This is a genomic window from Nocardia sp. 852002-20019_SCH5090214, assembly GCF_001665865.1.
In the GTDB taxonomy this organism is placed as follows: domain Bacteria; phylum Actinomycetota; class Actinomycetes; order Mycobacteriales; family Mycobacteriaceae; genus Nocardia; species Nocardia nova.
On the sequence record NZ_LZMK01000268.1, the window covers coordinates 1 to 24,850 of the forward strand.

At 67.3% G+C, this 24,850-nt stretch carries 21 protein-coding genes and 1 pseudogene; 7 read left to right on the forward strand and 15 right to left on the reverse strand.

All coding sequences use genetic code 11. From position 1 onward, the window contains the following. A partial coding sequence (locus tag A5780_RS20325) for a hypothetical protein (RefSeq protein ID WP_156769581.1) occupies nucleotides 1–604 on the forward strand: 604 nt, incomplete at its 5' end. A 354-nt stretch (nucleotides 605–958) separates the two neighbouring features. On the opposite strand, the gene A5780_RS41995 is transcribed toward A5780_RS20325, so the two are convergent. Further along, on the reverse strand, nucleotides 959–1,297 hold the full coding sequence (locus A5780_RS41995; protein ID WP_369829538.1) for a DUF6283 family protein: 339 nt from the start codon (nucleotides 1,295–1,297) through the stop codon (nucleotides 959–961). Nucleotides 1,298–1,375: 78 nt separating this feature from the next. Here A5780_RS41995 and A5780_RS20330 point away from each other — a divergent pair, with 78 nt between their 5' ends. Further along, a complete protein-coding gene (locus A5780_RS20330; RefSeq protein WP_156769582.1) occupies nucleotides 1,376–2,857 on the forward strand; it encodes a CoA transferase in 1,482 nt (493 codons plus the stop codon). Beyond that, entirely contained in the window at nucleotides 2,854–4,254 is a 1,401-nt protein-coding gene (locus A5780_RS20335) for an amidohydrolase family protein (protein ID WP_064909263.1), read from the forward strand. Before A5780_RS20330 ends, A5780_RS20335 begins: the two co-directional genes overlap by 4 nt. A 55-nt stretch (nucleotides 4,255–4,309) precedes the next feature. Here the strand turns inward: A5780_RS20335 and A5780_RS20340 are convergent, their stop codons facing one another. Beyond that, nucleotides 4,310–5,368: an enoyl-CoA hydratase/isomerase family protein gene (locus A5780_RS20340; protein ID WP_231983023.1), complete on the reverse strand. Its 1,059-nt coding sequence runs from the start codon at nucleotides 5,366–5,368 to the stop codon at nucleotides 4,310–4,312. A 137-nt stretch (nucleotides 5,369–5,505) separates the two neighbouring features. On the opposite strand from A5780_RS20340, the gene A5780_RS20345 reads away from it, so the two are divergent. Continuing rightward, nucleotides 5,506–6,267, forward strand: a complete 762-nt coding sequence (locus A5780_RS20345; protein WP_064909264.1) for a 3-hydroxyacyl-CoA dehydrogenase — start codon at nucleotides 5,506–5,508, stop codon at nucleotides 6,265–6,267. A 176-nt stretch (nucleotides 6,268–6,443) separates the two neighbouring features. On the opposite strand, the gene A5780_RS20350 is transcribed toward A5780_RS20345, so the two are convergent. The 13 genes and pseudogenes from A5780_RS20350 to A5780_RS20410 all read right to left on the reverse strand — a co-directional run bounded on the left by A5780_RS20350 (nucleotide 6,444) and on the right by A5780_RS20410 (nucleotide 19,646). Next, entirely contained in the window at nucleotides 6,444–7,934 is a 1,491-nt protein-coding gene (locus A5780_RS20350) for an acyl-CoA synthetase (RefSeq protein WP_231983029.1), read from the reverse strand. A gap of 47 nt (nucleotides 7,935–7,981) precedes the next feature. After that, a complete protein-coding gene (locus A5780_RS20355) occupies nucleotides 7,982–8,953 on the reverse strand; it encodes a nitronate monooxygenase family protein (protein ID WP_064909266.1) in 972 nt (323 codons plus the stop codon). Next, nucleotides 8,950–10,569 carry an AMP-binding protein gene (locus A5780_RS20360; protein WP_064909267.1) on the reverse strand — a complete coding sequence of 540 codons (1,620 nt, stop codon included), beginning with the start codon at nucleotides 10,567–10,569 and terminating at the stop codon, nucleotides 8,950–8,952. The genes A5780_RS20355 and A5780_RS20360 overlap by 4 nt, the downstream gene beginning before the upstream one ends. Further along, entirely contained in the window at nucleotides 10,566–11,615 is a 1,050-nt protein-coding gene (locus A5780_RS20365; protein ID WP_064909268.1) for an aldo/keto reductase, read from the reverse strand. Before A5780_RS20365 ends, A5780_RS20360 begins: the two co-directional genes overlap by 4 nt. A gap of 31 nt (nucleotides 11,616–11,646) precedes the next feature. Then, nucleotides 11,647–12,162: a DoxX family protein gene (locus A5780_RS20370; RefSeq protein WP_064909269.1), complete on the reverse strand. Its 516-nt coding sequence runs from the start codon at nucleotides 12,160–12,162 to the stop codon at nucleotides 11,647–11,649. 13 nt (nucleotides 12,163–12,175) lie between these two features. Continuing rightward, nucleotides 12,176–14,473, reverse strand: coding sequence for an acyl-CoA dehydrogenase family protein (locus A5780_RS20375; RefSeq protein ID WP_197521815.1), 2,298 nt, complete (start codon nucleotides 14,471–14,473; stop codon nucleotides 12,176–12,178). 144 nt (nucleotides 14,474–14,617) lie between these two features. Then, nucleotides 14,618–15,049: a thioesterase family protein gene (locus A5780_RS20380; RefSeq protein WP_064909271.1), complete on the reverse strand. Its 432-nt coding sequence runs from the start codon at nucleotides 15,047–15,049 to the stop codon at nucleotides 14,618–14,620. Next, nucleotides 15,046–15,717, reverse strand: a complete 672-nt coding sequence (locus tag A5780_RS20385; protein ID WP_082976598.1) for a PaaI family thioesterase — start codon at nucleotides 15,715–15,717, stop codon at nucleotides 15,046–15,048. Before A5780_RS20385 ends, A5780_RS20380 begins: the two co-directional genes overlap by 4 nt. Beyond that, entirely contained in the window at nucleotides 15,714–16,547 is an 834-nt protein-coding gene (locus A5780_RS20390) for an acyl-CoA thioesterase II (protein ID WP_064909272.1), read from the reverse strand. Before A5780_RS20390 ends, A5780_RS20385 begins: the two co-directional genes overlap by 4 nt. Then, nucleotides 16,540–17,319 (reverse strand): enoyl-CoA hydratase-related protein, encoded by a 780-nt coding sequence (locus A5780_RS20395; protein WP_082976599.1) that lies wholly within the window; start codon nucleotides 17,317–17,319, stop codon nucleotides 16,540–16,542. Before A5780_RS20395 ends, A5780_RS20390 begins: the two co-directional genes overlap by 8 nt. 17 nt (nucleotides 17,320–17,336) lie before the next feature. Next, a pseudogene (locus tag A5780_RS43170) lies at nucleotides 17,337–17,501 on the reverse strand (alpha/beta fold hydrolase); the annotation flags it as partial. 354 nt (nucleotides 17,502–17,855) lie between these two features. Beyond that, nucleotides 17,856–18,842, reverse strand: a complete 987-nt coding sequence (locus tag A5780_RS20405; protein WP_064909274.1) for a nitronate monooxygenase family protein — start codon at nucleotides 18,840–18,842, stop codon at nucleotides 17,856–17,858. 9 nt (nucleotides 18,843–18,851) lie between these two features. Further along, complete coding sequence (locus A5780_RS20410) at nucleotides 18,852–19,646, reverse strand: enoyl-CoA hydratase/isomerase family protein (RefSeq protein WP_231983024.1); 795 nt, start codon at nucleotides 19,644–19,646, stop codon at nucleotides 18,852–18,854. A 374-nt stretch (nucleotides 19,647–20,020) separates the two neighbouring features. On the opposite strand from A5780_RS20410, the gene A5780_RS20415 reads away from it, so the two are divergent. The 3 genes from A5780_RS20415 to A5780_RS20425 are packed head-to-tail and all read left to right on the forward strand — an operon-like array spanning nucleotide 20,021 to nucleotide 24,789. Then, nucleotides 20,021–21,265, forward strand: a complete 1,245-nt coding sequence (locus tag A5780_RS20415) for an ABC transporter substrate-binding protein (protein WP_082976600.1) — start codon at nucleotides 20,021–20,023, stop codon at nucleotides 21,263–21,265. Nucleotides 21,266–21,307: 42 nt separating this feature from the next. Next, a complete protein-coding gene (locus tag A5780_RS20420) occupies nucleotides 21,308–24,067 on the forward strand; it encodes a branched-chain amino acid ABC transporter permease/ATP-binding protein (protein WP_064909275.1) in 2,760 nt (919 codons plus the stop codon). After that, nucleotides 24,064–24,789, forward strand: a complete 726-nt coding sequence (locus A5780_RS20425) for an ABC transporter ATP-binding protein (protein WP_064909276.1) — start codon at nucleotides 24,064–24,066, stop codon at nucleotides 24,787–24,789. The genes A5780_RS20420 and A5780_RS20425 overlap by 4 nt, the downstream gene beginning before the upstream one ends. Nucleotides 24,790–24,850: the final 61 nt, after the last annotated feature.

Here is a 24,850-nt window from a genome sequence, read left to right on the forward strand (position 1 = left end):
CCACGCCACACCGATCGGGGTCTCGGCCGCCGAATGCGCCAACTTCGGCACCGCCCTGCACCTCGCCCGCACACTCGTCACCACCCGCGAAGCCCGCACCGTCCTGCTGGTGACCGCCGATGCCTGCACCACACCCGAGCAACGCCTGCTCCGCCAAGTCAACTCCGTCGTCAGCGACGGCGCCGCATCCTGCCTCGTCACCACCGAACCCGCTCGCATCGAAATCCTCACCACCGCCACCGCCACCAACCAGCTCATCCGCGCCGCCACCAACCCCGACGCCATCGCCGCCCTCACCCGCCGCACCCTCATCGGCCTCGTCGACAACGCGCTACAACGCGCGAACATCGACCGCGCCCAGATCCGGCAAGTGATCACCAACAACATCAACACCGAAGCACTACGGTTCATGACCCTGTCCGCCGGCCTCGACCACAACCTCTGCTACGTCGACAACGTCGCAGACTTCGCCCACGTCCACTCTGCGGATAATCTGCTCAACCTCCAAACCTATCTCGAAGACGGCGCCGCACCCGACCAGATCGTCCTCACCATCAGCCACGCCTTCGGCACATGGGCACTGGCTCCACTCCGAATCCGCTGACAAAGACCACGACTTCCACCAACCCCGGAATCGAACGGCCCGAGCCTGGGTAGTGGAGCTCGCGGTAGCTCACCAGGACTTCCAGATGCGGTCGATACGCAAATAGGCTGGGCAGTTCCTCGTTCAGCCCCTCCTCCCCGGTTTCGGTGAACAGCAAATCCGCAGTTCAACAGGATTTTCGATACGACAGACATGATTAGCTTCACTCGGCATCGCCGATTTGTACGGACCTACAGAACGTCGACAGGACGTCGCAGAATCACTGGCGATCAGGCAACCTCCGAAAGGCCGGTCAAGCCAGGCGCTCTCCATCGCCTCGTCCACGATCTCTGACTCTCCCGTGTTGCTCCGCGGTCAGAGCAGATCGGGTCGTCGTCGGATGATCTTCGCCATCGTGCGGACCTCAGCGGCACCGGGAACGCCTATGTCACGTTGTTCGTGTTCAGCGGCCTCGGTGCCGGATTCGAACAGCGGTGTGGGCGAGCGGTAACATACGGTGGCCTCGAACACGGCTGGACTGATTCGTCTCTGAATCAGCGCCAGACGAAGCGCGAGAAGGTTCTCACTGTGACACCCCGCCCAGCCAGCACATAGGCGACGCACCTCGCTGTCAGCGTCGGTTTGGTGGCACTGAAACAGAGCCAACGGTTGATCAGATATCTCCCCGGCCCGTGATACGTCTGTATTTGTCAAGTCGCCGCGGTTTCAGCACTCTTCCACAGCATTTACGTAGGCTGGCACGGGCCCTACCAACGCCGACCGAATCGACAGATGAGCGAATCAGATATCGAGCAGACCCGACCCGTACGCCGCTGCGAGGCAGTGACGGCCGAGTCGGCCGATGTCATGCCCTTGTCCGGCGTCGCCATCGAGGCGCGGAGCGAGGGAGTGGCCGCGGAGCATGCCCGGCGACTGCTCCAGGACCTCGGCGCCCGCCCTGAAAACGACCGTGGACAGCGGCGCACAGTACTCGTCGATGCTCGTTCGGCGGTGCGGGCCTGGGCGGACTCCGGCGCGATGGCGCTCACCGGCCGGGCCGGCGGCCCGCCACTGGTCTCCCCCGGCGCGCCGGCCGCCGCGACCGGGGCCGCATTGGCTCTGTTGGCGGCATTGCGCCCCCCTGACGAGTCGAGCGCGGCGCCGTGGCCCGGGGTCGAAGTTCTCGGTGAACGTGCAGCCTTGTTCGGACGTGGTCGCAATGCGCCATGGTCGGTGGGTGGAGCCTTTCGAATGTTTCCGACTACGCACGGGTACCTGGGTATCTCGTTGCCACGACAGGACGACTTCACCTTGCTGCCCGCCCTGGTCGAAGGTGAGGTCGGCGGTGACCCATGGCAGGCGGTCGCCGAATGGGCGCGAACGTGTTCCGCCGAGGATGCGGCGGCGCGCGCCCAACTGCTGGGAATCGCCGCCGCGGCGGTCCTCGACACCCCCGGAAAGCCTCAGGACGCACAGTTCCGACATCGCAATGGGCGCGGAATCGTCGTGCGGCCAGGCGGCGTTCGGCAACCTCGCCGCGCCGAGCCGGTCGTCGTCGATTTGACCTCGCTGTGGGCGGGGCCCCTGTGCGCACACCTGCTGGGCCGCACCGGAGCCCACATCGTGAAAGTGGAAAGCACGCGCCGACCGGACGGGGCTCGTTCCGGTTCCCGCGACTTCTTCGACCTGATGCATGCAGAACATGCTTGCGTGGCAGTCGATTTGACCACCGCCGAAGGTGTCGAAACACTACAGCGTCTCATCGACGTCGCCGATCTGGTGCTGGAGGCCTCCCGGCCACGAGCGCTACGCCAGCTCGGTATCGATGCCGAGTCCGCGGTCGCGGCCGGCACGAATTGGCTGAGTATCACCGCTTACGGGCGGACGGGACCGTGGTCGGATCGGGTCGGTTTCGGTGACGATGTGGCCGCTGCGGCCGGAGCGGTCGTCTTCGACGGCTGCGAGGTGCTGCCCTGCGGCGATGCGTTGGCGGATCCGGTGGCCGGAGTGCACGCCGCGGTTGCCGCGGCCGCCGTATTGTCGTCGGACCGGGCGTTTCTGGTCGACCTGTCGATGCGCGATGTCCTCGCTGCCACCCTCCGCGATCGCGTCGAGCCCCACGAAGTGGTCCACGGCCCGGACGACCTCTGGCACGTGCGGACCGCGGACGCAGAATTTCCGGTCGCCGCACCTCGCGCCCGCCACGCACCGACCGCGGCCGCAGCGTTGGGCGCCGATACACAGGAGACGTTGTCGCGATGGTTGAGCGGATGAGCGTGCTGATCCAAGGCGCCGACGTAGCGGGGCGGCTGCTCGATGCCCGGATAGCCGACGGTGTGGTCCGCGAACTGGCACCCGGTCTGGTTCCGCGGGCGGACGAGGACGTGATCGCGGCACATGGTGGCGCCCTGATTCCGGGCCTGCACGATCATCACATTCACCTGCTGGCCGCGGCGGCGGCAGCCGACTCCCTCGACTGCGGCCCGCCCCAGGTGCGCTCGGCCGAACAACTTCGGCACGCGCTGCGCGAGGTGAGCGATCGGCTGCCGGCGGGTCACTGGATTCGCGGTGTCAACTATCACGAATCCGTGGCGGGAATTCTCGATCGCGCCATCCTCGATCGGATGATCGCCGACCGGCCTGTCCGAATCCAGCACCGCGGCGGAGCGCTGTGGACACTCAATTCGGCCGGTATCGCCGCACTCGGCAGCACCGTCGACACCAGCCCAAACGTGGAGCGCGACGCCGAAGGTGTTGCCACGGGACGGCTTTGGCGCTTCGACGCACAACTGCGCGAGGCACTCGGAACCTCCGAACCCGACCTCGCGGCACTCGGCACGCGGCTTGCCTCCTACGGCATCACCGGAGTCACCGATGCCACCCCCGATGAGGACGGCACCGGCCAGCTCACTCTCGGCGCCGCCGTCCGCGACGGCAGGCTTAAGCTGCGAGTCCACGTCCTCGGCGCCGCGGCGATCACACACCCCATCTCAGGCCTGACCGCCGGACCACGCAAATTCCTGCTACACGACCACGACCTGCCCACCCTGCCCGAGCTCATCGCCGCTATCGGGTCCGCGCGAGAACAGGGACGGGCCGTCGCCGTCCATTGTGTGACCCGCGAATCCTTGCTGTTGACACTGGCCGCGCTGCAATCGACCGGGACGATGCCGGGCGACCGCATCGAACACGCCGCGATCGTCCCGCCCGAGACGCGACGCGACCTGGCTCGCATGGACCTGGCTGTGGTGACCCAGCCGTGCTTCATCGCGGACCGTGGCGATGAATACCTCGCCACCGTCGACGAACGTGACCATCACCTGCTGTACCCGTATGCGTCGCTGGTAGCCGCGGGAGTCCGAGTCGCCCCCTCCAGTGATGCCCCCTTCGGCGCGGCCGATCCGTGGCACACTATCCGCGCCGCCGTCCGCAGGACCACCGGCTCGGGCGCGAGAGTGGCGGCGGCAGAACGTGTTTCGGCTCGAGTGGCCCTGGACGGATTTCTCTCCGCGCCCGACAACCCGGGCGGGCCGCCGCGGCGGTTGCACACCGGCTGCCCGGCAGATCTGTGCCTGCTGTCCGAACCGCTGGGCGTCGCGCTGACCCACCCAGCCTCCTCGACGGTCCGCGTCGTCGTGCAAGCGGGAGAGATCATTTTCCGGCGGGGCTGACGACTCGATCCAGTCGGTGATCGGGTCGGCGCCTCACCCTCGGGCGGGACACCTTCTATACGGAAAACCCGGGTTCGACGGGGCCGACCTCGTCGACCAGCCCCCAGCGCACGGCGGTCTCGGCGTCGATCCGTTCCCCGGTGAGCATCATCCAGGCCGCTCGCCATCGTCCGATGCGCCGCACGACACTCACCGTGCCACCGGCGCCCGGCACCAATCCCATCCCGATCTCGGGCAGCTGGAAATATCCGTCGGGAGCAGTGGTCAGTCGCCCCGCGAAGGCCGCCATCTCGATGCCGGCCCCGATACACGCACCGTGCACCCGGGCCGTCACCCGATCACGCAGCCGATCGATGATCCGCCACGGCGCCCGCTCCAGACGCACCAGATACGCGGCGACCAGATCGGTAGCGACACCGAACTCGTCGAGATCACCACCACTGCAGAAAGCCGGTCCGGCGCCGCGCAATTCGATCCGCGCGATCGAAGGATCGAGCTCCGCCAGCTGGAACGCCTCGAGCAGCGACTCACGCATCCGCATACTCACCGCATTGCGACGTCCCGGATTGTCGAGCACGACCTCGAGCCGGTCGCCGCGGCGCTCGGCCCGCACCACCGGCCGCTCCGGGGCCACCACCGGGCGCACCGGCCTTTCGGCACGCCAACGCGCGAATTCACTGCCACCCAGCAACATCGAATACACCGCGGCCTCCGCAGCGAGCCCCGCCTCGACATCCAGCACCGACGTCTGACGCACCAACCTCGCCAAAGCCACACTCGCACGCGGGTTCCGGCCCACCGCGTCCGAAATCCGGTCCACGCCGGACCGCAGATCCGCACACCCGATCAGCTCCCGCCCCCCGGCCGACGACGACAGCGTCAGCGTCATGGCACGCAGCAGCGGCTCCAACCGAGCCGTCGGCTCGGCCTCGAGAACGCCCACAACGATCCGAAGGCTCCCCGCTACCGCTTCGGCCGCCTGCCGGATCCTGGCCGGCGACTCCGCTCGCCACTCGTCCAACGACACCGCCACCAGCGGCCCCTCGGGTTCACCGAGCGGACCGAGCCGCAACTCCCACTCGCCCGGGGCGAGCGACAACCGTTCGTACACCACCCCTCGATCCTGGCACCCACGGATCCGACCTTCGATCGGGAGTCGCGGCTACCGCCCGTTATTTCTTTCAGATAGATTACATAGTGAACTATGTACCGGGAGTGTCGGAATCTCCCGCGTCGCGAAAGGACATTCGGATGCAGATCAACGACAGCGTCGCCGTCGTCACCGGCGGGGCCTCCGGCCTCGGCTTGGCCACAACCAAGGCGCTGCTGGCAGACGGCGCCTACGTCGTCATCATCGACCTCCCCTCCTCCAACGGCGAGGCCGTCGCCAAGGAACTCGGCGAGCGGGTGCGTTTCGTCGCCGCCGATGTCACCGACGAGAACGCGGTATCGCAGGCGCTCGATGTCGCCGAGTCGCTGGGGCCGCTGCGGGTCGCGGTCAACTGCGCCGGCATCGGCAACGCCGCCAAGACCGTCAGCAAGAAGGGCCCCTTCCCGCTCGACGGCTTCACCAAGGTCGTCACCGTCAACCTGATCGGCACTTTCAACGTGATCCGACTGGCTGCCGAACGCATCGCCAAGACCGAACCGGTCGATGGCGAGCGTGGCGTCATCGTCAATACCGCTTCGGTTGCCGCCTTCGAGGGCCAGATCGGCCAGGCCGCCTATTCCGCTTCCAAGGGCGGTATCGTGGGGATGACCCTGCCCATCGCCCGCGATCTCGCCTCGCTGCTGATTCGCGTGAACACCATCGCGCCGGGGCTGTTCAAGACGCCGCTGCTCGGCACCCTGCCCGACGAGGCGCAGCAGTCACTGGGCGCCCAGGTACCGCACCCGGCGCGTCTCGGTGATCCGTCCGAGTACGGTGCCCTCGCCGCGCACATCGTGTCCAACCCGATGCTCAACGGCGAAACCATCCGCCTCGACGGCGCCATCCGCATGGCCCCGCGCTGAGGTTGATCGTGCGGCGGTTCGATCCATGAACAGACCGGACCGCCGCACATACGCTGAGTGGACCGACCGCCCCGGCAGACAACGTGACCAGTGACGCCCGGCACGCCAAAGCCCACCGTAGAGTTGCGGAGGGACGGCAGCGCAAACACGTGATTCCGCTCGGGAGGCAGCCGAATTCAGTTCTGCGTCGATGCTGTGTGCGCGTCGATGTATTCGGACATCAGTTGACGGCGCAGGATCTTTCCGCTCGGCAGCCGTGGCACCTCGCCGAAGGCGATCGACCGGGGCGCTTTGTAGTGTGCGAGCCGGTCGCGGCAGTAGTCGATCAGTTCTCGCTCGAGATCCGGTCCCGGCGTCACACCGGCTGCCGGCTGGACGACGGCGTGCACGCGCTGGCCCATCTCCTCGTCCGGTAGCCCGATGACCGCCACGTCGAACACCGCGGGATGCAGGATGAGGGCGTCCTCGATCTCCTGCGGGTAGATGTTCACTCCACCGGACAGGATCAGATCGGAGCGACGGGCCGACAGGTAGAGGTAGCCGTCCGCGTCGACATGACCGAGATCGCCGAGGGTGTTCCAGCCCTTGTCGTTGAACGCCTCGGCGGTTTTGGCGGCGTCGCCGAGGTATTCGAACGGCCGGATGTCGCTGAACCAGACGGTGCCGACCTCGCCGGGCGGGAGTTCGTTGCCGTCGTCGTCGCAGATGTGCACGACACCCTGCACTGCCTTGCCGACCGATCCCCGGTGCGTGAGCCACTCCGGCGTGTTGATCATGAAGAATCCGGTTCCTTCACTGCCGGAATAGAATTCGGTCAGCTTGGGTCCGAACCAGTCGATCATGCGCTGTTTGACCTCCACCGGACACGGGGCGGCGGCGTGCACGACCAAGCGGATACTCGAAACGTCGTAGCGATCACGAATGCCGGTGGGCAGCTTGAGCATTCGCACGAACATGGTCGGGATGAACTGCGCATGCGTCACCCGGAATTCGTCGATGAGTGCCAGCGTGCGTTCGGCGTCGAATTTCTCCATCACCACCGCGGTGCCGCCGTTGCGCACGGTGCCGAAGGTCCAGCCCAGCGGCGCGGCGTGGTAAAGCGGGCCTGGGCTGAGATAGACCGAGTCCGGTCCGAAACCGAACGCGGCGCCCATCAAGTGGTCGATCCCGAGGCCGGCACCGAAGGGCTGACCGGTCAGTGTCGGGAGGATTCCCTTGGGTCGTCCCGTCGTTCCGGACGAGTACAGCATGTAGTAGCCCTCGAACTCGTCATCGACGGGCGTGGTCGGCAGATCCCCGACCGCCTCCTCGAGTCGTTCGGCTCCCGCGGCGCTGCCATCTACCACAAGCCGTGAGCGGAGTTCGGGTGCGGCGGCGTGCGCGGCCTCGGCGAGATCGGTCAGCGATGCCGAGTGGATCAGCATCCGCGCACCGCAATTCGCGACGATGTAGGCCGCCTCCTCGGCGCTGAGATGCCAGTTGACCGGTGTGTAGAGCAGGCCGGATCGCTGGGCCGCCCACGCCACCGGGAACACCTCGAGCTGATTGCGCATGAGGATCGCGATATGGTCCCCGGGGCGCAGCCCACGGGACCGGAACAGGTGCGCGATCCGGTTCGACCGCTGCTCGAGTTCGCGATAGCTCAGCGTCTCGCCGCCTACGCCCATGACGATCGCGGGCTTGTCCCCGTATCGAGCGGCCAGTTCTGTGAGATTCACCGCGTCCCCTTGTCCGACAGCCTCTTTCGCCAATCGCCGGGAACGCGCGCGGCACTGAGCTCCACCGCGAGCCGGTCCACGACCGCCGCCACGGTCGGCACGTCGTTGATCAGCCCGGTCGAGTGACCGGCGCTCCACACCGACTTCCACGGTTTGACACCCTCGGGCAGGTTGGGCCGGTGCTTGCCGGTCGGGCGTGGCAAATTCCGGGGATCGAGTCCGGCCTTGACGATCGAGGGCTCCAGGAAGCTGGCGGGCAGCCCTGCGATCGCATCGGTGAACAGAACGTCCTCGCTCTCGGAGGTCACCAGCATCTGCTTGTGGTCCTCGACGGTGCCCGATTCGGCGGTGGCGATGAAACGAGTCCCCATGACCACGATGTCGGCGCCTAGTGCGAGGGCGGCGGCGATGCCGTTGCCGTCGGCGATGCCGCCGGCCAGCATGATTCGGCCGTCGAAGATGCTACGCACCTTCGGCAGGAACGAGAACGGCGACAGCGTTCCCGCATGTCCCCCCGCGCCCGCGCAGACCAGCATCAGCCCGTCGACTCCCGCCTCGATCGCCTTTTCGGCGTGCCGGATGGTGGTCACATCGTGGAAGACCATGCCGCCCCATTCGTGCGCGGCGTCGACGACCTCACGCGGGTCGCCCATATTGGTCAGGATCAGCGGCGCCCGATGCTTGCGCACGGTGGCCAATGCCTCGTCGCGGGCCCGCTTGTCCAGGGCCGCGGAGGCGAGCATGTTCACGCAGAACGGCGCGAACTCCCTGCCGGAGTCGAGCGTCGTCTTCTCGGCCTCGCGGATCGCGCGCAGCCACGTGTCCAAGGTTTCCGGGCGGCGCGGATTGGCGGAGGGGAACGCGCCGATGATGCCGGCGCGACAGGAGGCGATGACCAGGTCGAGGTTGGAGACGATGAACATCGGCGCCGCCATCACCGGGATTCGCAGCGAGTTCCAGGCGATCATGTGTGGTCCACCTCGGTGAAGTATTTCCTGCGCAGGTCTGCCTTGCGGATCTTGCCCACCGCGGTACGCGGCAGTTCGTCGACGATCATGAGCTTCTCGGGAGTCTTCTGCTTCGCCAGGCCCGAAACGGCGAAATGCCGCCGCAGCTCGTCGATATCGAGTTCGGTGCCCGATGCGAGGACGACGATCGCGGCCGCGACCTCGCCGTACCGCGCGTCCGGCGCGGCGACCACCACGCCCTCGGCGACAGCCGGGTGCGTGCGCAGCACGTCCTCGATCTGACCGGAGGAGATCGTCTCTCCGGCCCGGATGATGACGTCCTTGATCCGGTCGGTGATCGAGAGCCGGCCGTCGGCGTCGAGGTGGCCGAGATCTCCGGTGCGCATCCAGCCGTCGTCGGTGAATGCGCCACGGTCGAGTGCGCGGTCGCGGTAGCCGACGAACTGGTCGGGGCCGCGGGTGACGATCTCACCGTCGACTCCGGCCGCCACGTCGCGACCGGCGGGGTCCAGGACCCGAACCTGCACGCCGGGCAGCGGGACTCCGTCGGTGTTGATCCGCGCGTCCGGCGGATCGTCGACACCGCAGACTGCGATGGTCGGGTGTTCGGTCGAGCCGTAGCACCGATAGGTCGTGATGCCCGCCGCCGCGGCCCGCCTGCCGAGTTCGTCCGGGACAGTGGCCGCGCCGAGCATCAATTCGGTCAGAGTGGCCAGCTTGTCACCCCGGTCGGCGATGTTGAGGATCCCGGTCAGATGGAAAGGGGTGCCGACCGTGGAGGTGACCCCGTAACGGCCGATCAACTCCACCGCAGCGTGCGGATCCCAGTTCTCCAGGTAGACGGTGTCAGTGCCGTGCAAGATCGGGCGCAGCACGGCGCCGAGTCCCGCGATGTGGCCCGGCGGGAACGACACCAGATGCACCGCTCCCGGACTCGAATTCTGCAGGCGCGGCATGGTGCGTTGCTCGGCCAGTATCGAATTATGGCTGTGCTGCACACCTTTCGGCGCCGACGTGGTCCCGGATGTGTACACCAGCAGGCATACGTCGTCCGAACGCACCTGCGGGGCGCGATACATCCCGTCGCGGTCCAACTGCGCCCACGTCGTCGCACCCTCGCATTCGCCAGGGCCGACGACCACGATCCGTTCCAGCGTGGGCACCGCCGACAGGTCGGTGATCCGGTCGGTGTACCGGGTCGAACGCACTCGCTCCGGCATGATCAGGACTTTCGCCCCGGATTCCGCGAGAATGAACGACAGCTCGGCGGTGCCGTAGATATGCACGACCGGTACCAGCGTCGCACCGGTCAGCAGCACCGCCTCGTAGGCCACCGAACATTCGAACCGGCTGGGCAGCTGCACGACCACCGCGTCGCCGGGGCCGATCCCCATGCCCTGGAGGGCGGCCGCGACACGCTGTGCCTCGCGATGGAGGTCGCCGACCGTGGTTTCGAGCACCGTGTCCGCCCCGGCGAACACGAGCGCCGAACCGGCGTGAGACTCGGCACCGGCCTCGAACGCGTCGAGCAGGGTTCGATCGGTGTACCAACCGTCGCGATACCACTTGGCGCGCAACGCCTCGGGGTCATAGGTGGTGATCTCGCCGGTGGTCATGCGATGGTTCCGATCCGGCGAGCAGCGCGTCGTAAATGCTTGTGCCGCAACGCCCGTGGTTCGTAGGCGAGGTCGGCGCGGGCGAGGGTCACGCCGGGGGCGACCACCTCGTCGACCAGATCGAGCACCTCGTCCGAGAGCGCGGTGTCCAGCACCTTCAGTTGGCTTTTCAGCTGCTCCATCGTGCGCGGGCCGATAATGGTCGAGGTCACCGCCGGATGTGCGAGGGTGAAGCCGAGCGCCAGGGTGATCAGATCCGTGCCCGCCTCGGCAGCGATCTCGTCGAGCCGCCCCAGCAGCGCGAGTTTGCGTTGCGCCCCTTCGGAATCCATCCGCCAAGCCCCGCGACCGAGGCGGTTGAACCGTGCCCCCTCGTCGGATGTGCTGTCCCCGCGGTACTTTCCGGTGAGCCAGCCCCCGTTGAGTGGGCTCCAGACGATCGCGCCCATGCCGTAGCGTTGACAGATCGGAAAGACATCGCGCTCGGCGCCGCGCACGAAGATCGAATACGGCGGCTGCTCACAGTGCGGCGCGATATGGCCGCGATCGGCGGCCACCCACTGCGCCTGCACGATCGCCTCCGCCGGAAATGTCGAGGTGCCGACCGTCCGGACCTTGCCGGCGCGGACGAGATCGGAGAGCGCGCCGAGGGTTTCGTCCAGATCGGTGGCCTCGTCGAGCCGATGCACCTGGTACAGGTCGATATAGTCGGTGCCGAGACGGCGCAGACTGTCCTCACAGGCCCGTACGATCCATCGCCGTGACGCCCCGCGGTGATTGGGATCGCGGCTCATCGAGTTGAAGAATTTGGTCGCCACCACCACCTCGTCGCGGCGAGCGGCGATCGCCTTCCCGACGATCTGCTCGGACTCGCCGCGCGAGTACACGTCGGCGGTATCGATGAAGTTGACGCCCGCATCGAGGGCCCGGTCGATGATCGCGCCGCAGTCGTCGTGGTCGGCGTTGCCCATTGCTCCGAACGACATCGCGCCCAGACACAATCTGGACACGGTGACTCCGCTGCGTCCGAGACGTTCGAACTCCATGGTCATCGTCCCTTCCGCACGGGTGTCTGGGTCACCGCGCAGCCTCCGGCTCCGGCACCGGGCGATAGCACGCACCCAGTAGTGCGGCCGCGGCGGCGAGGCCGAGCACCACCGACAGCGCGAATCCGGCCCATCCGTCGAAGACGTTGTGCCCGAGAATCGCCCAGTCCAGACTGAACCTGCCCGCTCCGCCGATCGCGACCGAGACTGCGCCGACCGCGAGGATCAGGTTGTACTCCCACCCGTTACCTGTGATGAAGAAGCCGTGCCCGCGGTGCACTGTCCAAGCAGCCACCGCCATCAGCGACACGAATGCCGCCGCCGCGAACGGCGTGAGCAGGCCCAGGGCGAGCAGAACTCCGGCACCCAGCTCGGTGCCCGCGGCCAACCACGCCTGCACCTTGCCTGGCCGCATACCGATGCTGTCGAACCATCGTGCGGTGCCGGGAATTCGGCCGCCGCGCACCAGCTTTGCGTATCCGTGGGCGGCCATGGTCAGTCCCAGGCACACCCGCAGCAGGGCCAGGCCCGCATCGATCGCAGTCACGAAACCTCCTTGTTCACGACAGTCGGGCCAGCACCGCGCCGGCGGCACGGTCGCGCAGATTCTCCGGGCGTCCCAGCGCCACCTGGTTGCCGGTGGCTCGGCGCAGCAGCAGATGCGCCGGGTGTTCCCAGGTGAAACCGATGCCGCCGTGGATCTGGATGCAGTTCTCGGCCGCCCAGACCGCGGCGTCGAGTGCGGCCGCGGTGGCGACATCCACGGACAGTCGCGTTTCGGCGTCGTTGGACTCGACGTCCGCGGCGGACAATACCTGGGCGCGCGCACCCTCGGCCCGCACCAGCATGTCGGCGCAGCGATGTGAGATGGCTTGATAGGAGCCGATCAGGTGGCCGAACTGTTCGCGCTGTCCGGCCCAGTCGACGGCGAGCGCCAGGGCCCGGTTCGCCACACCGACCGAGTCGGCCGCCAGAACCAGCTGGGCCACCGGCCGCGCGGCGTCGAGGATCCGGGTCACGTCAGCGCCGCGGGCGATGACCTCCGGCTCGACCCCGTCCAATACCACCACGCCGATGGTGCCGGTAACGTCCACCGATTCCTGCGGTTCTATCTCGACCTCGATGGGTTTCACCGTACCGAGCACCAACTCGCCGGTACTGCTATCGCGGGCGACCAGCACCAGCCGATCAGCGACCGGCGCACCGGACACCCGCTCGACCGACCCCGACAGCCGGGCTCCGTCCAATACTGGCAGCCCGCCCTCGACCGCCCAGCCGTGGTCGTCGACCGGGACGACGAATGCGGCGGTGGCGCCGTCGCAGATCGCGCGCACGGCGTCGGTGGCGCCGGCCTGCCGCAGAACCTCGAGCGCGATGAGCGTCGGGACCAGCGGTACCGGGGCCACCGCGTAGCCAGCTTCCTCGACGGCGGCGGCCAGCAGGCGCAGGCTCGCGCCCCCGCCGCCGAGGGCCTCGGGCAGCGCGAGTCCGGGCAGGCCGAACCTGATCAGCTCGTCCCAGAGCCCGATGTCGTAGTCGGCGGTCTTGGTAGCCCAAGTTAGCAGCTGGTCGGTTCCGGTGTGCGCGGCGAGCGCCTTGCCGAGCACCTCGCGCAGCGCGGCCTCGTCTTCGTCGGGCGGTGACAGTGGACGGCCCGGCACCACCGTCGCGGGGCGCGTGCCCTCACCGCGATGCGACGGCAGGCCGAGCACCTGCTCGGCGATGGCGTTGCGCTGAATTTCGGCGGTGCCGGCGCCGATGGTCGAGGCCCGGGTCATAAAGTAGCCGTATGTCCAACTGCCGCCGGCGACCGCGCCGGGCGACCGGCCACCGAGGGCCGCACCCGATCCGGTGAGCCGCAGCGCCAGTCGATGCAGTTGCTGTTCGAATTCCGATTTCACCAGCCGGTTCACCGAGGCGACTCCACCCGGATCCGCTTGGCGCAGAACGGCATCGAGGGCGCGTGCACTGTTCGCCGCGATGGCTCGCACACCGGTCTCGACGAAAGCGAGTTCCTGGCGAATCAAGGCGTCGTCGGCATAACCCTGGCTGATGGCGAGCGAGAACACCTTGTCCACCAAGCCGCGGTAGCGGAATTCGTCGGCGAGGAATGCGGTGGCGCGCTCGTGACCGAGCGAGGTGCGCATCACCGACCACCCCTTACCCTCCTCGCCGACGAGATTCTCCGCGGGCACCACGACATCGTCGAAGAAGACCTCGGCGAAGTGGTAGCCGCCGGAGGCGTCGCGCAGTGGGCGGACATCGATACCGGGTGAGTTCATCGGAATCAACAGATAGCTGATGCCGTCGGTGCCGCGCCCGGCGGGCCCGGTGCGCACCAGCGTGAACATCCAGTCGGCCTCGGTGGCCTGGGTGGTCCAGATCTTCTGGCCGGTTACGCGGTAGGTGTCGCCGTGGCGCACGGCCTTGGTGGACAGCGAGGCCAGATCACTGCCGGCGCCTGGTTCGGAGAAGCCCTGGCACCAGGTCTCGTCGGCCCGCAGCAGCGGTTCGAGGAAACGCTTCTTCTGCGCGTCGCTGCCGTAGACGATGAGGGTGGGCGCGACGATGAAGGCGATCGGGTTCGGATGCTTGGGCACACCGGCGGAACTGGTCATCCGGTAGTAGTCGAGCTGGTCTTCGAGCCCCAGCTCGAGCCCGCCGACCGACTTCGGCCACCCCGGCGCGGCAACGCCCGCGTCGACCATCTCCGACTGCCAGGCGCGGGCGGCCGCGGCGCGCTCTCTCGACGTTTCCGGCCGCGGACGCCGCACATAGTCGTCGAGCAGCGCGGTCAAACACGCACGCCAGTCGCCCGTCGCGGCCGGCACCTTCGCCGCGCCTGTCGATCCTTCCACCACGCCTCCTCGGCCTCTTTCACTACGCGCTGGACTTCAATCAGCACTAGGTTAACTTAGTTATAGATTACCGCTCTCGCTTGTCCAGCGAAAGGCCTGTAGACCGACCGAATATCCAGGCCGGTCCGCTTCGACGTTCGGGAATCAGGCGCCGGGCAGGAGCAGCTTCTGCGCCACGGTCCGATACTGCCCGCTCAGCGGGACAGCCCCCGGCCGGCCCTCGACGGTGTTGACGTCGACCGAACGTGACACCGCCACCGGTCTGCCGTGCTGGAACAACCCGGCCCGGAACTCGATCGAGGTCCGTCCGACCCGGTGCACGCCGGCGCCGAGCTGAACCTCACCCGGATACATCACTTCCGCGAGGTAATCGATCTCGACGTGCGCGAGGACCATGCGCAGCGGCACTCGCTCGCCCAGCAGCTCGGCGATCATCCGGCCCACCGCGACGCGGCCCTCTTCGAAGAATCGCGCGATGGCGACATTGTTGACGTGACCGATGGTGTCGATGTCGGCGAATATCAGACTGATCTCACGCCGGCACGGATACGCCTCGAGCGGGAGAGCGGCGATCATTCGGCACCTCCCGCACCGGCCCGGTCGGTCACGATGAACAGCCCCTGCGCCGATACCGTCACCTGTCCGTCGGCGACGATCTCGCCCGTGGTGTACACCTTGCGGCCGTCCCGGCGGAGCCGCCGGGCCCGCACGGTCAGCGGAACGTACAGCGGAGTCGGCCTGCGGTAGCTGATCTCGAGCTGTGCGGTCATACCGCCCGAACCCCACAGCTCGTTCGCCACCGCGAGCGCACCGTCGAGCAGCAGCGCGGACACGCCGCCGTGCACGAGTGCGGGCGGCCCCTGGTACGGAAGCCCCAGGGTGACAACGCCTTCCGCCCAGCCGTTACCGGCGTCCCGCATGGTCAACGGCGGCGCGATCGGGTTCTCCGGGCCGGTCGCCGGATCGTGTCGCGCTATTCCCTCCCCCTGCCACATTTGCGAGAGCTGCGCTCGAACGGGGCGGGTACGGCTCTCCAGCGCCTCGGCGATGCGTTCCAGTTCGGCCGCGGCCGCGGGCAGCGCGGCGTCGTCGGGGGCAGTGCGCGCCAACGCGCCGATGATGCGCCGCACCGCGATCGCGGAATCGTTGAGCGGATCGTCGATCGGCAACGCAGTCAGGGACGGATCACCAGGAGTGAAGCGGGACAGCAACTTTCGCCGGGCGGGTGCGATCCAGTCGATCATCGCGCCGGGCCGTCGAGCCGAGGCGCGGTATCGTGGTACGCCATTTCCTGAGCCAAGCTCGCCACAACTTCGCCGTTGTCGATGACGCCGCCCTGATACCAGCCGCGCAGGCCCGCCGACACACCGTTGCGATAGTCGATAAACAGCCAGTCGTCCCAGCGCGGTGGCCGGTGGAACCACAGGGCGTGATCGAGGCTCGGTCCGAGGACTTCGCTGCCGACCGTGCGCTGCAGTCCCGCGGAGAAATCCGACAGGTAGGCGATCGCTGCCGCATGAACGAGCGGATCATGCTGCGGCAGTTCACCATTAGGGCGGGCCCAGAACCTGACCGGGAAGAACGGGTCTGGGCTCGACCAGTCCTGCACCCGCACCTGCAGCGCGAGTTCCGGATCGAGCGTGAGGACCCGGCACTCCTCGGGCGCCGCCACCGGCGTCACTCCCGAGCGGGTCCGCTCCTGCCCCTCGGCGACCGTCCGGAACGACGCCGACATGCTGAAAATGACCTCGCCGTCCTGCAATGCGACCACTCGGCGCGCCGAATACGAGCGGCCGTCGCGATCGTTGTCCACCCGGTACAGGACCGATCGAGCGCCATCGCCTCGGCGCAGGAAGTAACCGTGCAGCGAGTGCGGCACCCGCTCGGGTTCGACTGTCGCACCGGAGGCCAGCAGCGCCTGCGCCATCACCTGACCCCCGTACAGCGGGCGCTCGACATCGAAGCGGTGCGCCGAACGGAACAGATCACGGTCGATACGATCCAGGCGCAATACGTCGGTGAGCGGAACCGTGCGCAATTCGTCGGCATTGCGCGCCACGTCCACCTCAGTCATCGGCCTTCGATTTCATCGAGCGCTTGCCGAAGCGGTCACCGATATCCTTGCCGTCGGGACGCCACGAGGCCGATGCCTCGGCCTCCAAGCCGAGCGCATGCGCGACCGAAGCGCCGGCGCCCTCCTTGAGCAGACGTAGCATGCGCTGCACCGCCACCGGATGGCTCGCCGCGATCGATTCCGCGATCTCGAGGGTACGTTCCATCAACTTCTCGTGTGGCACAACCTCGTTCGCCAGGCCGATACGCAGGGCCGTCGCGGAGTCGATCGGATCGCCACTGAGGATGATCTGAATCGCGGCCGGCAACCCGACGATGCGGGGCAGCATCGCACTGCCGCCCCAGCCGTTGAGCAGCCCGATCGAGGCATGCGTATCCGCGAAGACGGCCTGCTCGGAAGCGATGATGAACGAACAGTTCACTGCGAACTCGAAACCACCCGTGTAGCAGGGGCCGTTGACCGCCGCGATCACCGGTTTGCCGATCGCCCGCAACACCTGGGTGGGAGTGGTCCCCTCGGTGCGCGGAGGCGGTCCGGTCAGCGCCTCGGGCAGATCGACGCCTGCGGAGAACGCGCTCTCCGCGCCGGTGATCACCACCACTCGGACATCATCATCGGCGTCAGCCTTCCACAATTCCCGTTTGATCGACTTGCGCATCGCCCGGTTGATGGCGTTGCGCCGGTCCGGGCGATTCAACGTCAGGATCGCGACGTGGCCCTGCCTGGTCACCAGGACCGGTTCGAACTCGACACCCTCGTTCTTCTCACCCATCGGGACTCCCTTGTCTCTCAAACGAATTCGACTACAGCATCGGTGAACGCGTCGTTGTCGTCGCCGGCGGCGGCATGGCCCGCGCCGCTCAGTTCGACGAATCGCGCGGTTGGCACCACCGCTACGAACTTCTCGACCGCCTCGCGACTGACCACATCGGACAACGCGCCGCGTACTACGAGTATCGGCACACCCAGCCTCGCAACCGCCGATTCGATTTCGCCCACCCACGTGTGCGGGCGCCGATCCAGCTTGTGCAGGAACTGCGGGTCCCAATGCCATCGCCAGCGGCCGTCCGGACGCGATCGCGTCCGCAGCCTCTTCGAGGCTGGCGAAACCCCTTGGCCGCCAGGTGAATACCGGTCCTCTTCCACGAGTGCCTGGTCTGCCCGGTGCCGTGCAGCAGGAGCACCACCCGATCGCCGTCGTCACCCCAGCAATCCCCCGCCAACCGCAGGCCACCGGCCCCGCGGAACTCCACGGGCCGGGCCGAACCGGTGGTCGCGATACTCATCATGCTCCTCGTACGACGGGGGTCAGGAGACCGCGACCGGGTCCGAGATCAGGGCCGTGTTGCGACGCAGGACGCTCTCGGCCTCGGCCGCAATCCGGGTGACCAGCTCACCGGCGGTCGGGATGTCGTTGATCAGGCCCTGCACCATGCCGACGGTCCAGATACCGGCCTCGGGATCGCCGTTCTCGTAGACCTTACGGCCGCGAGTACCCGCCACCAGCTCCTGCACATCTTTGAATCGCCCACCCTTGCCCAGAATCTCGACGACTTCTTCGCTGACCGAATTCTTCGCCGCGCGCATGGTGTTGCGCAGCTGCCGGAAGATGAGCTGGGTGTCGAGTTCGGTCGCGGCGACGATCTGTTCCTTGACCCGCTGATGAATCGGACTCTCCACGGTGCACATGAAACGGGTGCCCATATTGATGCCGTCGGCACCCAGCGCCAGTGCCGCGGCCAGGCCGCGACCGTCGGCGAAACCGCCGGAGGCCAGGATCGGGACGCTCAACTTGTCCGCCGCCGCGGGAATGAGCACCAGCCCCGGAACATCGTCCTCGCCGGGATGCCCGGCGCATTCGAAACCGTCGATACTCAATGCGTCCACGCCGAGGCTCTGCGCCTTGAGGGCGTGCCGAACGCTGGTGCACTTGTGAATCACCTTGATGCCGTGCTGTTTGAAGTGCTCGACGTGCACCTGTGGGTTCGAGCCGGCCGTCTCCACGATCTTCACTCCGGAGTCGATGATCGCGTGGCGATACTCCTCGTACGGCGGCGGATTGATCGACAGCGTCAGAGTGAGGTTGACGCCGAACGGCTTGTCGGTCATCTCCCGGACGCGGGCGATCTCCTTGGCGAGATCCTCCGGGGTGGGCTGGGTGAGCCCGGTGATGATGCCCAGGCCACCGGCCTCGGAGACCGCGGCGGCGAGTTCGGCGCGCCCGACCCACATCATTCCGCCCTGGACGATCGGATGCTCGACGCCGAACTCTTCGGTGAATCGTGTGGTCAACATGAGGGACTCCTAGACGTGCGCGGCGTGGGCGGGCTGCGAATCGGGTCGATAGAAGAGGGCCGCACGCTTCTCCAGGAACGCCGCCCGCGCCTCCGCCGCGTCCGCCCCGACGATGTTGTTGGCCTGCGCATGGTTCTCGCGCTGCAGCGCGGCCTCGATACTGCCGCCGTCCGCGGCCGCGTCGAGCAGCTGTTTGGTCAGCGACAGGGCCTGGGCGGGTGCGTGTACCAGTTGCCGGGCCATGGACTCGACCGTGCTGTCGAGCTCGTCGGGGGCCACGATTCGGGTCACCAGACCGAGCTCGTAAGCTTCTGCGGCCGAGAGGATCTCACCGAAGAAGGCGAGTTCCTTGGCCTTCTGCAGGCCGACGAGCCGGGGCAGCAGCCAGCTGGCGCCAAAGTCGAGCGAGAGGGCGCGGCGGATGAAGATCTGGGAGAACCTGGCCCGGTCGGCGGCCACGACGAGGTCGCATCCGAGCGCGAGGTTCCAGCCCGCCCCGACCGCGACCCCATCGACCTTGGCAATGGTCGGGATGGTGAGCGCCGACAGCGCCGCGGCCGCATGGCTCGCGCGCTTCATGTAGTCCAGTGCGTCGCCGGAGATGCCGTCCAGATCGGCGCCGGAACAGAAGTCGCCGCCAGCGCCGGTCAGGACCATGACCCGGTCGCCCGGCGTGCGTTCGATCTCGGTGAACGTCTCGGCCAGCTCGCGCCACATGGCCGGACTGCCGGCGTTCTTCTTCTCCGGCCGCGACATCACGACCGCCACCACCCCGTCGTGGCGTTCGACATTGACCGTCTGCACCCTGCCCACCTTTCTGCCGAGCCTTCCGGCGGCATCACCGGGAACTTACCTAGATAACATAGTTCACTATCTAACGCGCCGCAAGATCGCGCCGCAACGTCCAGCGAACGCCCTCAACGCACCGAAATCATTAGCAATGCTCAGTAGATTTACGGTGCTCAGCCCGTATTTTTCACCCTCACAACCGCTCCCGGCAGGGGCTGCGCAACACCCGCCACACTTGCCGCCGTCCGCGACCTTCAATGCGCACCAAGTGAACTTAGATTGCTTATTGACACATCTGATTTTCGCACCTACGTTTACCTGACCCCGGGTTTGTGATCCACATCACCGCCGAGCACCGCAGCTCAGGCGCCCTGAGAGAAGGAAGCACCATGACCGACAAGCGTGACAACTGGCGATCCATCAAGACCCGAGTCGGTCGGCTCGGCCTGATCGCGCTGGTTCCCGCGATCGCACTCGCCACTGCCTGCGGCAGCAGCGATAGCTCCTCGAGTTCCTCGGCCGAGGCTCCCAGCAGCGCCTTCCCCGACAAACCAGCGACGGGCAGCCCGATCAAGATCGGCCTGATCAATCCCGAGGGCGGGCCCGCGGTGTCGCAGCCGTCGAACCGCGAAGCTGCCGAGGCGGTCGTGAAGTACGCGAACGCGAACCTCGGCGGTATCGCCGGGCACCCCATCCAACTCGTCACCTGCGCGGCGAAGGAGGATCCGGCGTCCAACCGTGACTGCGCCAACCAGATGGTCGAAAGCAAGGTCTCCGCCGTCGTCGTCACCACCACCGCCTACGGTGACGCGATGGTACCGGTCATCACCGGAGCCGGGATCCCCTATCTCACCCCGGCCGGGGCCAGCGGCGCGGAGATGACAACCCCCGGCGCCTTCGCCCTGACCGGCGGGTTCCCCGGCACCCTGAAGTCGATGGCGGTCTACGCGGCGGGTAAGGGCTACAAGAAGGTCACCGCCTTCGTCACCGATTCCGGCGCCGCCCCCGCTACCGCGAAGACCATAGGCGGGGCCGCCTTCGGCGCCGCGGGCATCGACCTGCAGGTCGTGCCCATCCCGCTCGGCACGCCGGACGCGACCCCGCAGGTGAGCTCCGGGATCTCCGGCAATGTCGGCGCCATCGCCGTGGTCGGCGACGCGACGATGTGCACCTCCGTGGTCAAGGCCCTCGGCACCCTGGGCGCCACCCAGGACAAGATGCTCATCCAGCCGTGCCTGGACCCCGCCACCGTCGAAGCAGTCGGCGACGCGATGAACGGCGCGCACGTCTTCACGACCGCGGACCTGGTCTCCAATGATCCCGAGGCGGTGCTCTACCGCAGCGTGATGAAGAAGTACTCCCCGAACACCGACCTCGGCGGCTACACCTACACCGGCTACCAGGGCATGCTCGGCCTGGTCCGCGCGGCACAGGGCGTAACCGCCGATCCGAACGCTGCGGCGGTCTCCAGCGCGATCAAATCTGCCCAGAACGTTGTCCTGCCCGCCGGACACGGCATCACCTTCACCTGCAATGCCAGCGCCCTGGCGCAGCTGCCCTCGATCTGCAGCACACAGCTGGTGACGGTCACCGTCAGCGACGGCAAGCCCACCGACCCTCAGGTCACCAAGTAAGTCCAGGCTGCAGCGAAATATGTGGTATCCGAGGAGCTTTCCGTGACCGACCATCTCGTCTTCCTGGCGCTGGGGCTGGGCAACGGCGCCGTGTACGCGGCGCTGGGCCTGGCCCTGGTGATGACATTCCGCAGTTCGGGCGTCGTGAACTTCGGCACCGGCGCGATCGCCCTGTACGTGGCCTACACGTACGGGATGTTGCGCAAGGGCGAACTGCTCAACCCGATTCCCGGGATGGCGAAATCGGTTCATCTCGGAGCGCGCCTCGGCTTGTGGCCGGCGATGGCGATCTCACTCGTCATCGCGGCCGCGCTCGGAATCGCGATCTACGCCATCGTCTTCCGGCCGTTGCGCACCGCGCCACCGGTCGCGAAGGCCGTGGCCTCGATCGGGGTGATGCTGTTCGTGCAGGCCCTGCTCGCGGTGCGAGTCGGCACAACCCCGGTCTCGGTGAAGGCGATTCTGCCGTCCGGGGCGCTGTCGATCGGCGATGCCCGTATTCCAGCGGACCGGCTGTGGTTCGCCGGGGTGATCTCGGCGCTCGCGGTGGTTCTCACGCTGTCGTCCCGATGGACGCGATTCGGCCTGGCCACCCGCGCTGCGGCCGAAACCGAGAAGGGTGCATTAATTACCGGCCTGTCCCCCGAACGCATCGCTTACGGCAACTGGGCGTTGAGCACGATGGTGGCCGGGCTCAGCGGAATCCTGATCGCACCGATCGTGCCGCTCATCCCGGTCTCCTACACGCTGTTCATCGTGCCCGCGCTCGCGGCCGCGCTGGTCGGCAATTTCACCGCGCTGGGCCTGACGGTGGTCGCCGGTCTCTGCATCGGCATGTTGCAGTCGGAGACGACGCATCTGCAGAGCACCATCGACTGGTTTCCGAAATCCGGTATGGCAGAGCTTGTTCCGCTGGTGCTGATCCTCATCTTCCTCGTGTTCCGAGGCCGGCCGCTGCCTTCGCGGGGCGCGATCATCGTCCAGACCCTGGGCCGCGCACCGCGACCGAAAAGCCTGCTCGTTCCGGCCGTCTTGTCCGTCGCCGTCGCACTTGTCGCCATGCTGACGACCACGGGCAGCTACCGCGCCGCCGTCATCACCACCCTGATCCTGGCGGTCGTCGCCCTGTCACAGGTCGTCGTCACCGGGTTCGCGGGCCAGATCTCGCTCGCCCAGCTCACACTCGCGGGCATCGGCGCGTTCACCCTCAGCCGCCTGACCAGCGACCTCGGGATTCCCTTCCCCATCGCCCCCATCCTCGCGGCACTCGCGGCCACCGTGATCGGCGTCATCGTAGGACTGCCCGCGCTGCGGATCCGCGGATTGCCCGTCACCGTGGTCACGCTCGCGTTGGCGGTGTTTCTCGACGCCTTCTGGTTCCGCAACAGCAACCTCAACGGCGGACTGAACGGCGCGCATATCACGAATCCGACCCTGTTCGGCATCGATCTCGGTATCGGTGCGGGACAGGCATATCCGCGGATCGCCTTCGGAATCGTCTGCCTCGTAGTGCTGGTCCTGGTCGCGGTGGGAGTCGCGAAACTGCGAACCAGCCGCCTCGGCGCCTCGATGCTGGCCGTGCGGGCCAACGAGCGCTCGGCGGCGGCCTCGGGAATCGACGTGTCCCGCACCAAGATCAAGGCCTTCGCGATCAGCGCGTTCATCGCCGGACTCGGCGGATCGTTGATGGGCTACCAGCAGACCGTCGCCACCGCCGAATCGTTTTCCGTCCTCGCCGGTATCGGACTGTTCGCGATCGTCTACATCGCGGGTATCACCTGTGTCTCGGGCGGCATTCTCGCAGGAATCATCGGCTCGGGCGGCATCTTGTTCATCTTCATGGACCGGGTCCTGCACCTCGGCGACTACTACTCGATCATCTCCGGAATCCTGCTGGTGCTGACGATCATCCAGTACCCCGAGGGCCTCGCCGGCCACCTGCATCAGCATTCGGCACGAATTCGCCGGTGGTTCAGCAGAATCCGTCCGGCTGAACCCGACCGCCCGGCCGTGACTCCCGCGCCCGAAGCGGCGCCGCGGCTGCGCGAGGTCTCCGATGAGATTCTGCTGTCCGCCGCGGGCATCGGCGTCCGGTACGGCGGTGTAGTGGCCCTCGACGACGTCGGATTCGAGGTGCGGTCCGGTGAAATCGTGGGGCTGATCGGGCCCAACGGCGCCGGTAAAACCACCTGCATCGATGCGCTCAGCGGCTTCGCCTCGTGCTCCGGAACGGTCACACTCGGCGACCATCGGGTCGACGGGCTCGAACCGCACAAACGCAGCAGGCTCGGCCTGGGCCGGACCTTCCAGGGCATCGAGTTGTACGACGATCTTACGGTGCGCGAGAACGTCACTGTCGGCACGGTGGCCGCCGTCGACCGCGCCCGGGGCGCCGGCTCCGCACCGCCGGACATCGATGCCCTGTTCGATATGCTCCACCTCGACACCGTCGCCGACCGTTCGGTCAGCGAGCTGTCGCAGGGCCGGCGCCAGCTGGTCTCGGTAGCCCGCACCCTGGCCGGGCGCCCCCGGATCGTGCTGCTGGACGAACCGGCCGCAGGTCTGGACAGCACCGAAAGCCAATGGCTCGGTGCGCGTTTGAAGGCTGTGCGGGATGCGGGCGTGACCGTGCTGATGGTCGACCACGATATGGAACTCGTCCTCGAGATCTGCGACCGGATCGTGGTACTCGATCTCGGCCGGGTCATCGCCGAGGGTACGCCCCAGGAAATCCAGTCGAATCCCGATGTGGTGCGCGCCTACCTCGGCACCACCCACGCCACCACGGAGGTCTCCGCATGACCACGGTTCTCGAATGCGCCGGAGTCGACGCCGGATATGCCAAGGGGCGCCCGTGTGTGCGGGGGTTCGACCTCTTGCTCGCCGCGGGTGAGGTGTTGTGCCTGCTCGGGCCCAACGGTGCGGGCAAGACCACCCTGCTGATGACGCTGGCCGGTTTGCTGCCCGGTCTCGGCGGCACGGTCTCCATCGCGGGCGCCGACATCAAACCGGGGCACGCGCGCGCGTCCGTACGGGCCGGACTGGTACTCGTTCCGGACGACCGGGCACTGTTCACCGGACTGACCGTGAAGGAGAATCTCGAGCTCGCCCGCCGCCGCTCGGGCCCGGCCGTCGGCGAGATCATCGAGTACTTCCCGAGACTCGGCGAGCGGCTGAAGGTCGCCGCGGGCATGCTGTCCGGCGGTGAACAACAGATGCTCGCGATCGGGCGTGCCCTGATGCAGCGGCCGAAGGTACTGCTGATCGACGAACTGAGCATGGGTCTGGCCCCTGTGATCGTGGAATCGCTACTGCCGGTGATCCGGCGGGTCGCCGACGAGAGCGACACCGCGGTGATCCTCGTCGAACAACACGTACGGCTCGCCCTCGACATCGCCGACACCGCAATCGTTCTCGCGCACGGACGCGACGTACTACGTGGCAGTGCCGCCGAACTCGCGGCCGATCCGGAACGGATCGAGCGGGCCTACCTGGGCACGGTGGAATCCGAGGTCAGAGCCTGACCCGCCATCGGATTCGTGCCGCCGGAACGCGAAGTGCCCGCCCTTGCGACTTTGGCAAGGA

Excerpts from the sequence above, each read along its gene's own strand:
- A5780_RS20330 (WP_156769582.1), top strand. The coding sequence starts at position 1,376 with ATGAGCGAATCAGATATCGAGCAGACCCGACCCGTACGCCGCTGCGAG.
- A5780_RS20335 (WP_064909263.1), top strand. The coding sequence starts at position 2,854 with ATGAGCGTGCTGATCCAAGGCGCCGACGTAGCGGGGCGGCTGCTCGAT.
- A5780_RS20345 (WP_064909264.1), top strand. The coding sequence starts at position 5,506 with ATGCAGATCAACGACAGCGTCGCCGTCGTCACCGGCGGGGCCTCCGGC.
- A5780_RS20350 (WP_231983029.1), bottom strand. The coding sequence starts at position 7,934 with ATGGGCGTAGGCGGCGAGACGCTGAGCTATCGCGAACTCGAGCAGCGG.
- A5780_RS20355 (WP_064909266.1), bottom strand. The coding sequence starts at position 8,953 with ATGATCGCCTGGAACTCGCTGCGAATCCCGGTGATGGCGGCGCCGATG.
- A5780_RS20360 (WP_064909267.1), bottom strand. The coding sequence starts at position 10,569 with ATGACCACCGGCGAGATCACCACCTATGACCCCGAGGCGTTGCGCGCC.
- A5780_RS20365 (WP_064909268.1), bottom strand. The coding sequence starts at position 11,615 with ATGGAGTTCGAACGTCTCGGACGCAGCGGAGTCACCGTGTCCAGATTG.
- A5780_RS20380 (WP_064909271.1), bottom strand. The coding sequence starts at position 15,049 with ATGATCGCCGCTCTCCCGCTCGAGGCGTATCCGTGCCGGCGTGAGATC.
- A5780_RS20385 (WP_082976598.1), bottom strand. The coding sequence starts at position 15,717 with ATGATCGACTGGATCGCACCCGCCCGGCGAAAGTTGCTGTCCCGCTTC.
- A5780_RS20390 (WP_064909272.1), bottom strand. The coding sequence starts at position 16,547 with ATGACTGAGGTGGACGTGGCGCGCAATGCCGACGAATTGCGCACGGTT.
- A5780_RS20395 (WP_082976599.1), bottom strand. The coding sequence starts at position 17,319 with ATGGGTGAGAAGAACGAGGGTGTCGAGTTCGAACCGGTCCTGGTGACC.
- A5780_RS20405 (WP_064909274.1), bottom strand. The coding sequence starts at position 18,842 with ATGTTGACCACACGATTCACCGAAGAGTTCGGCGTCGAGCATCCGATC.
- A5780_RS20415 (WP_082976600.1), top strand. The coding sequence starts at position 20,021 with ATGACCGACAAGCGTGACAACTGGCGATCCATCAAGACCCGAGTCGGT.
- A5780_RS20425 (WP_064909276.1), top strand. The coding sequence starts at position 24,064 with ATGACCACGGTTCTCGAATGCGCCGGAGTCGACGCCGGATATGCCAAG.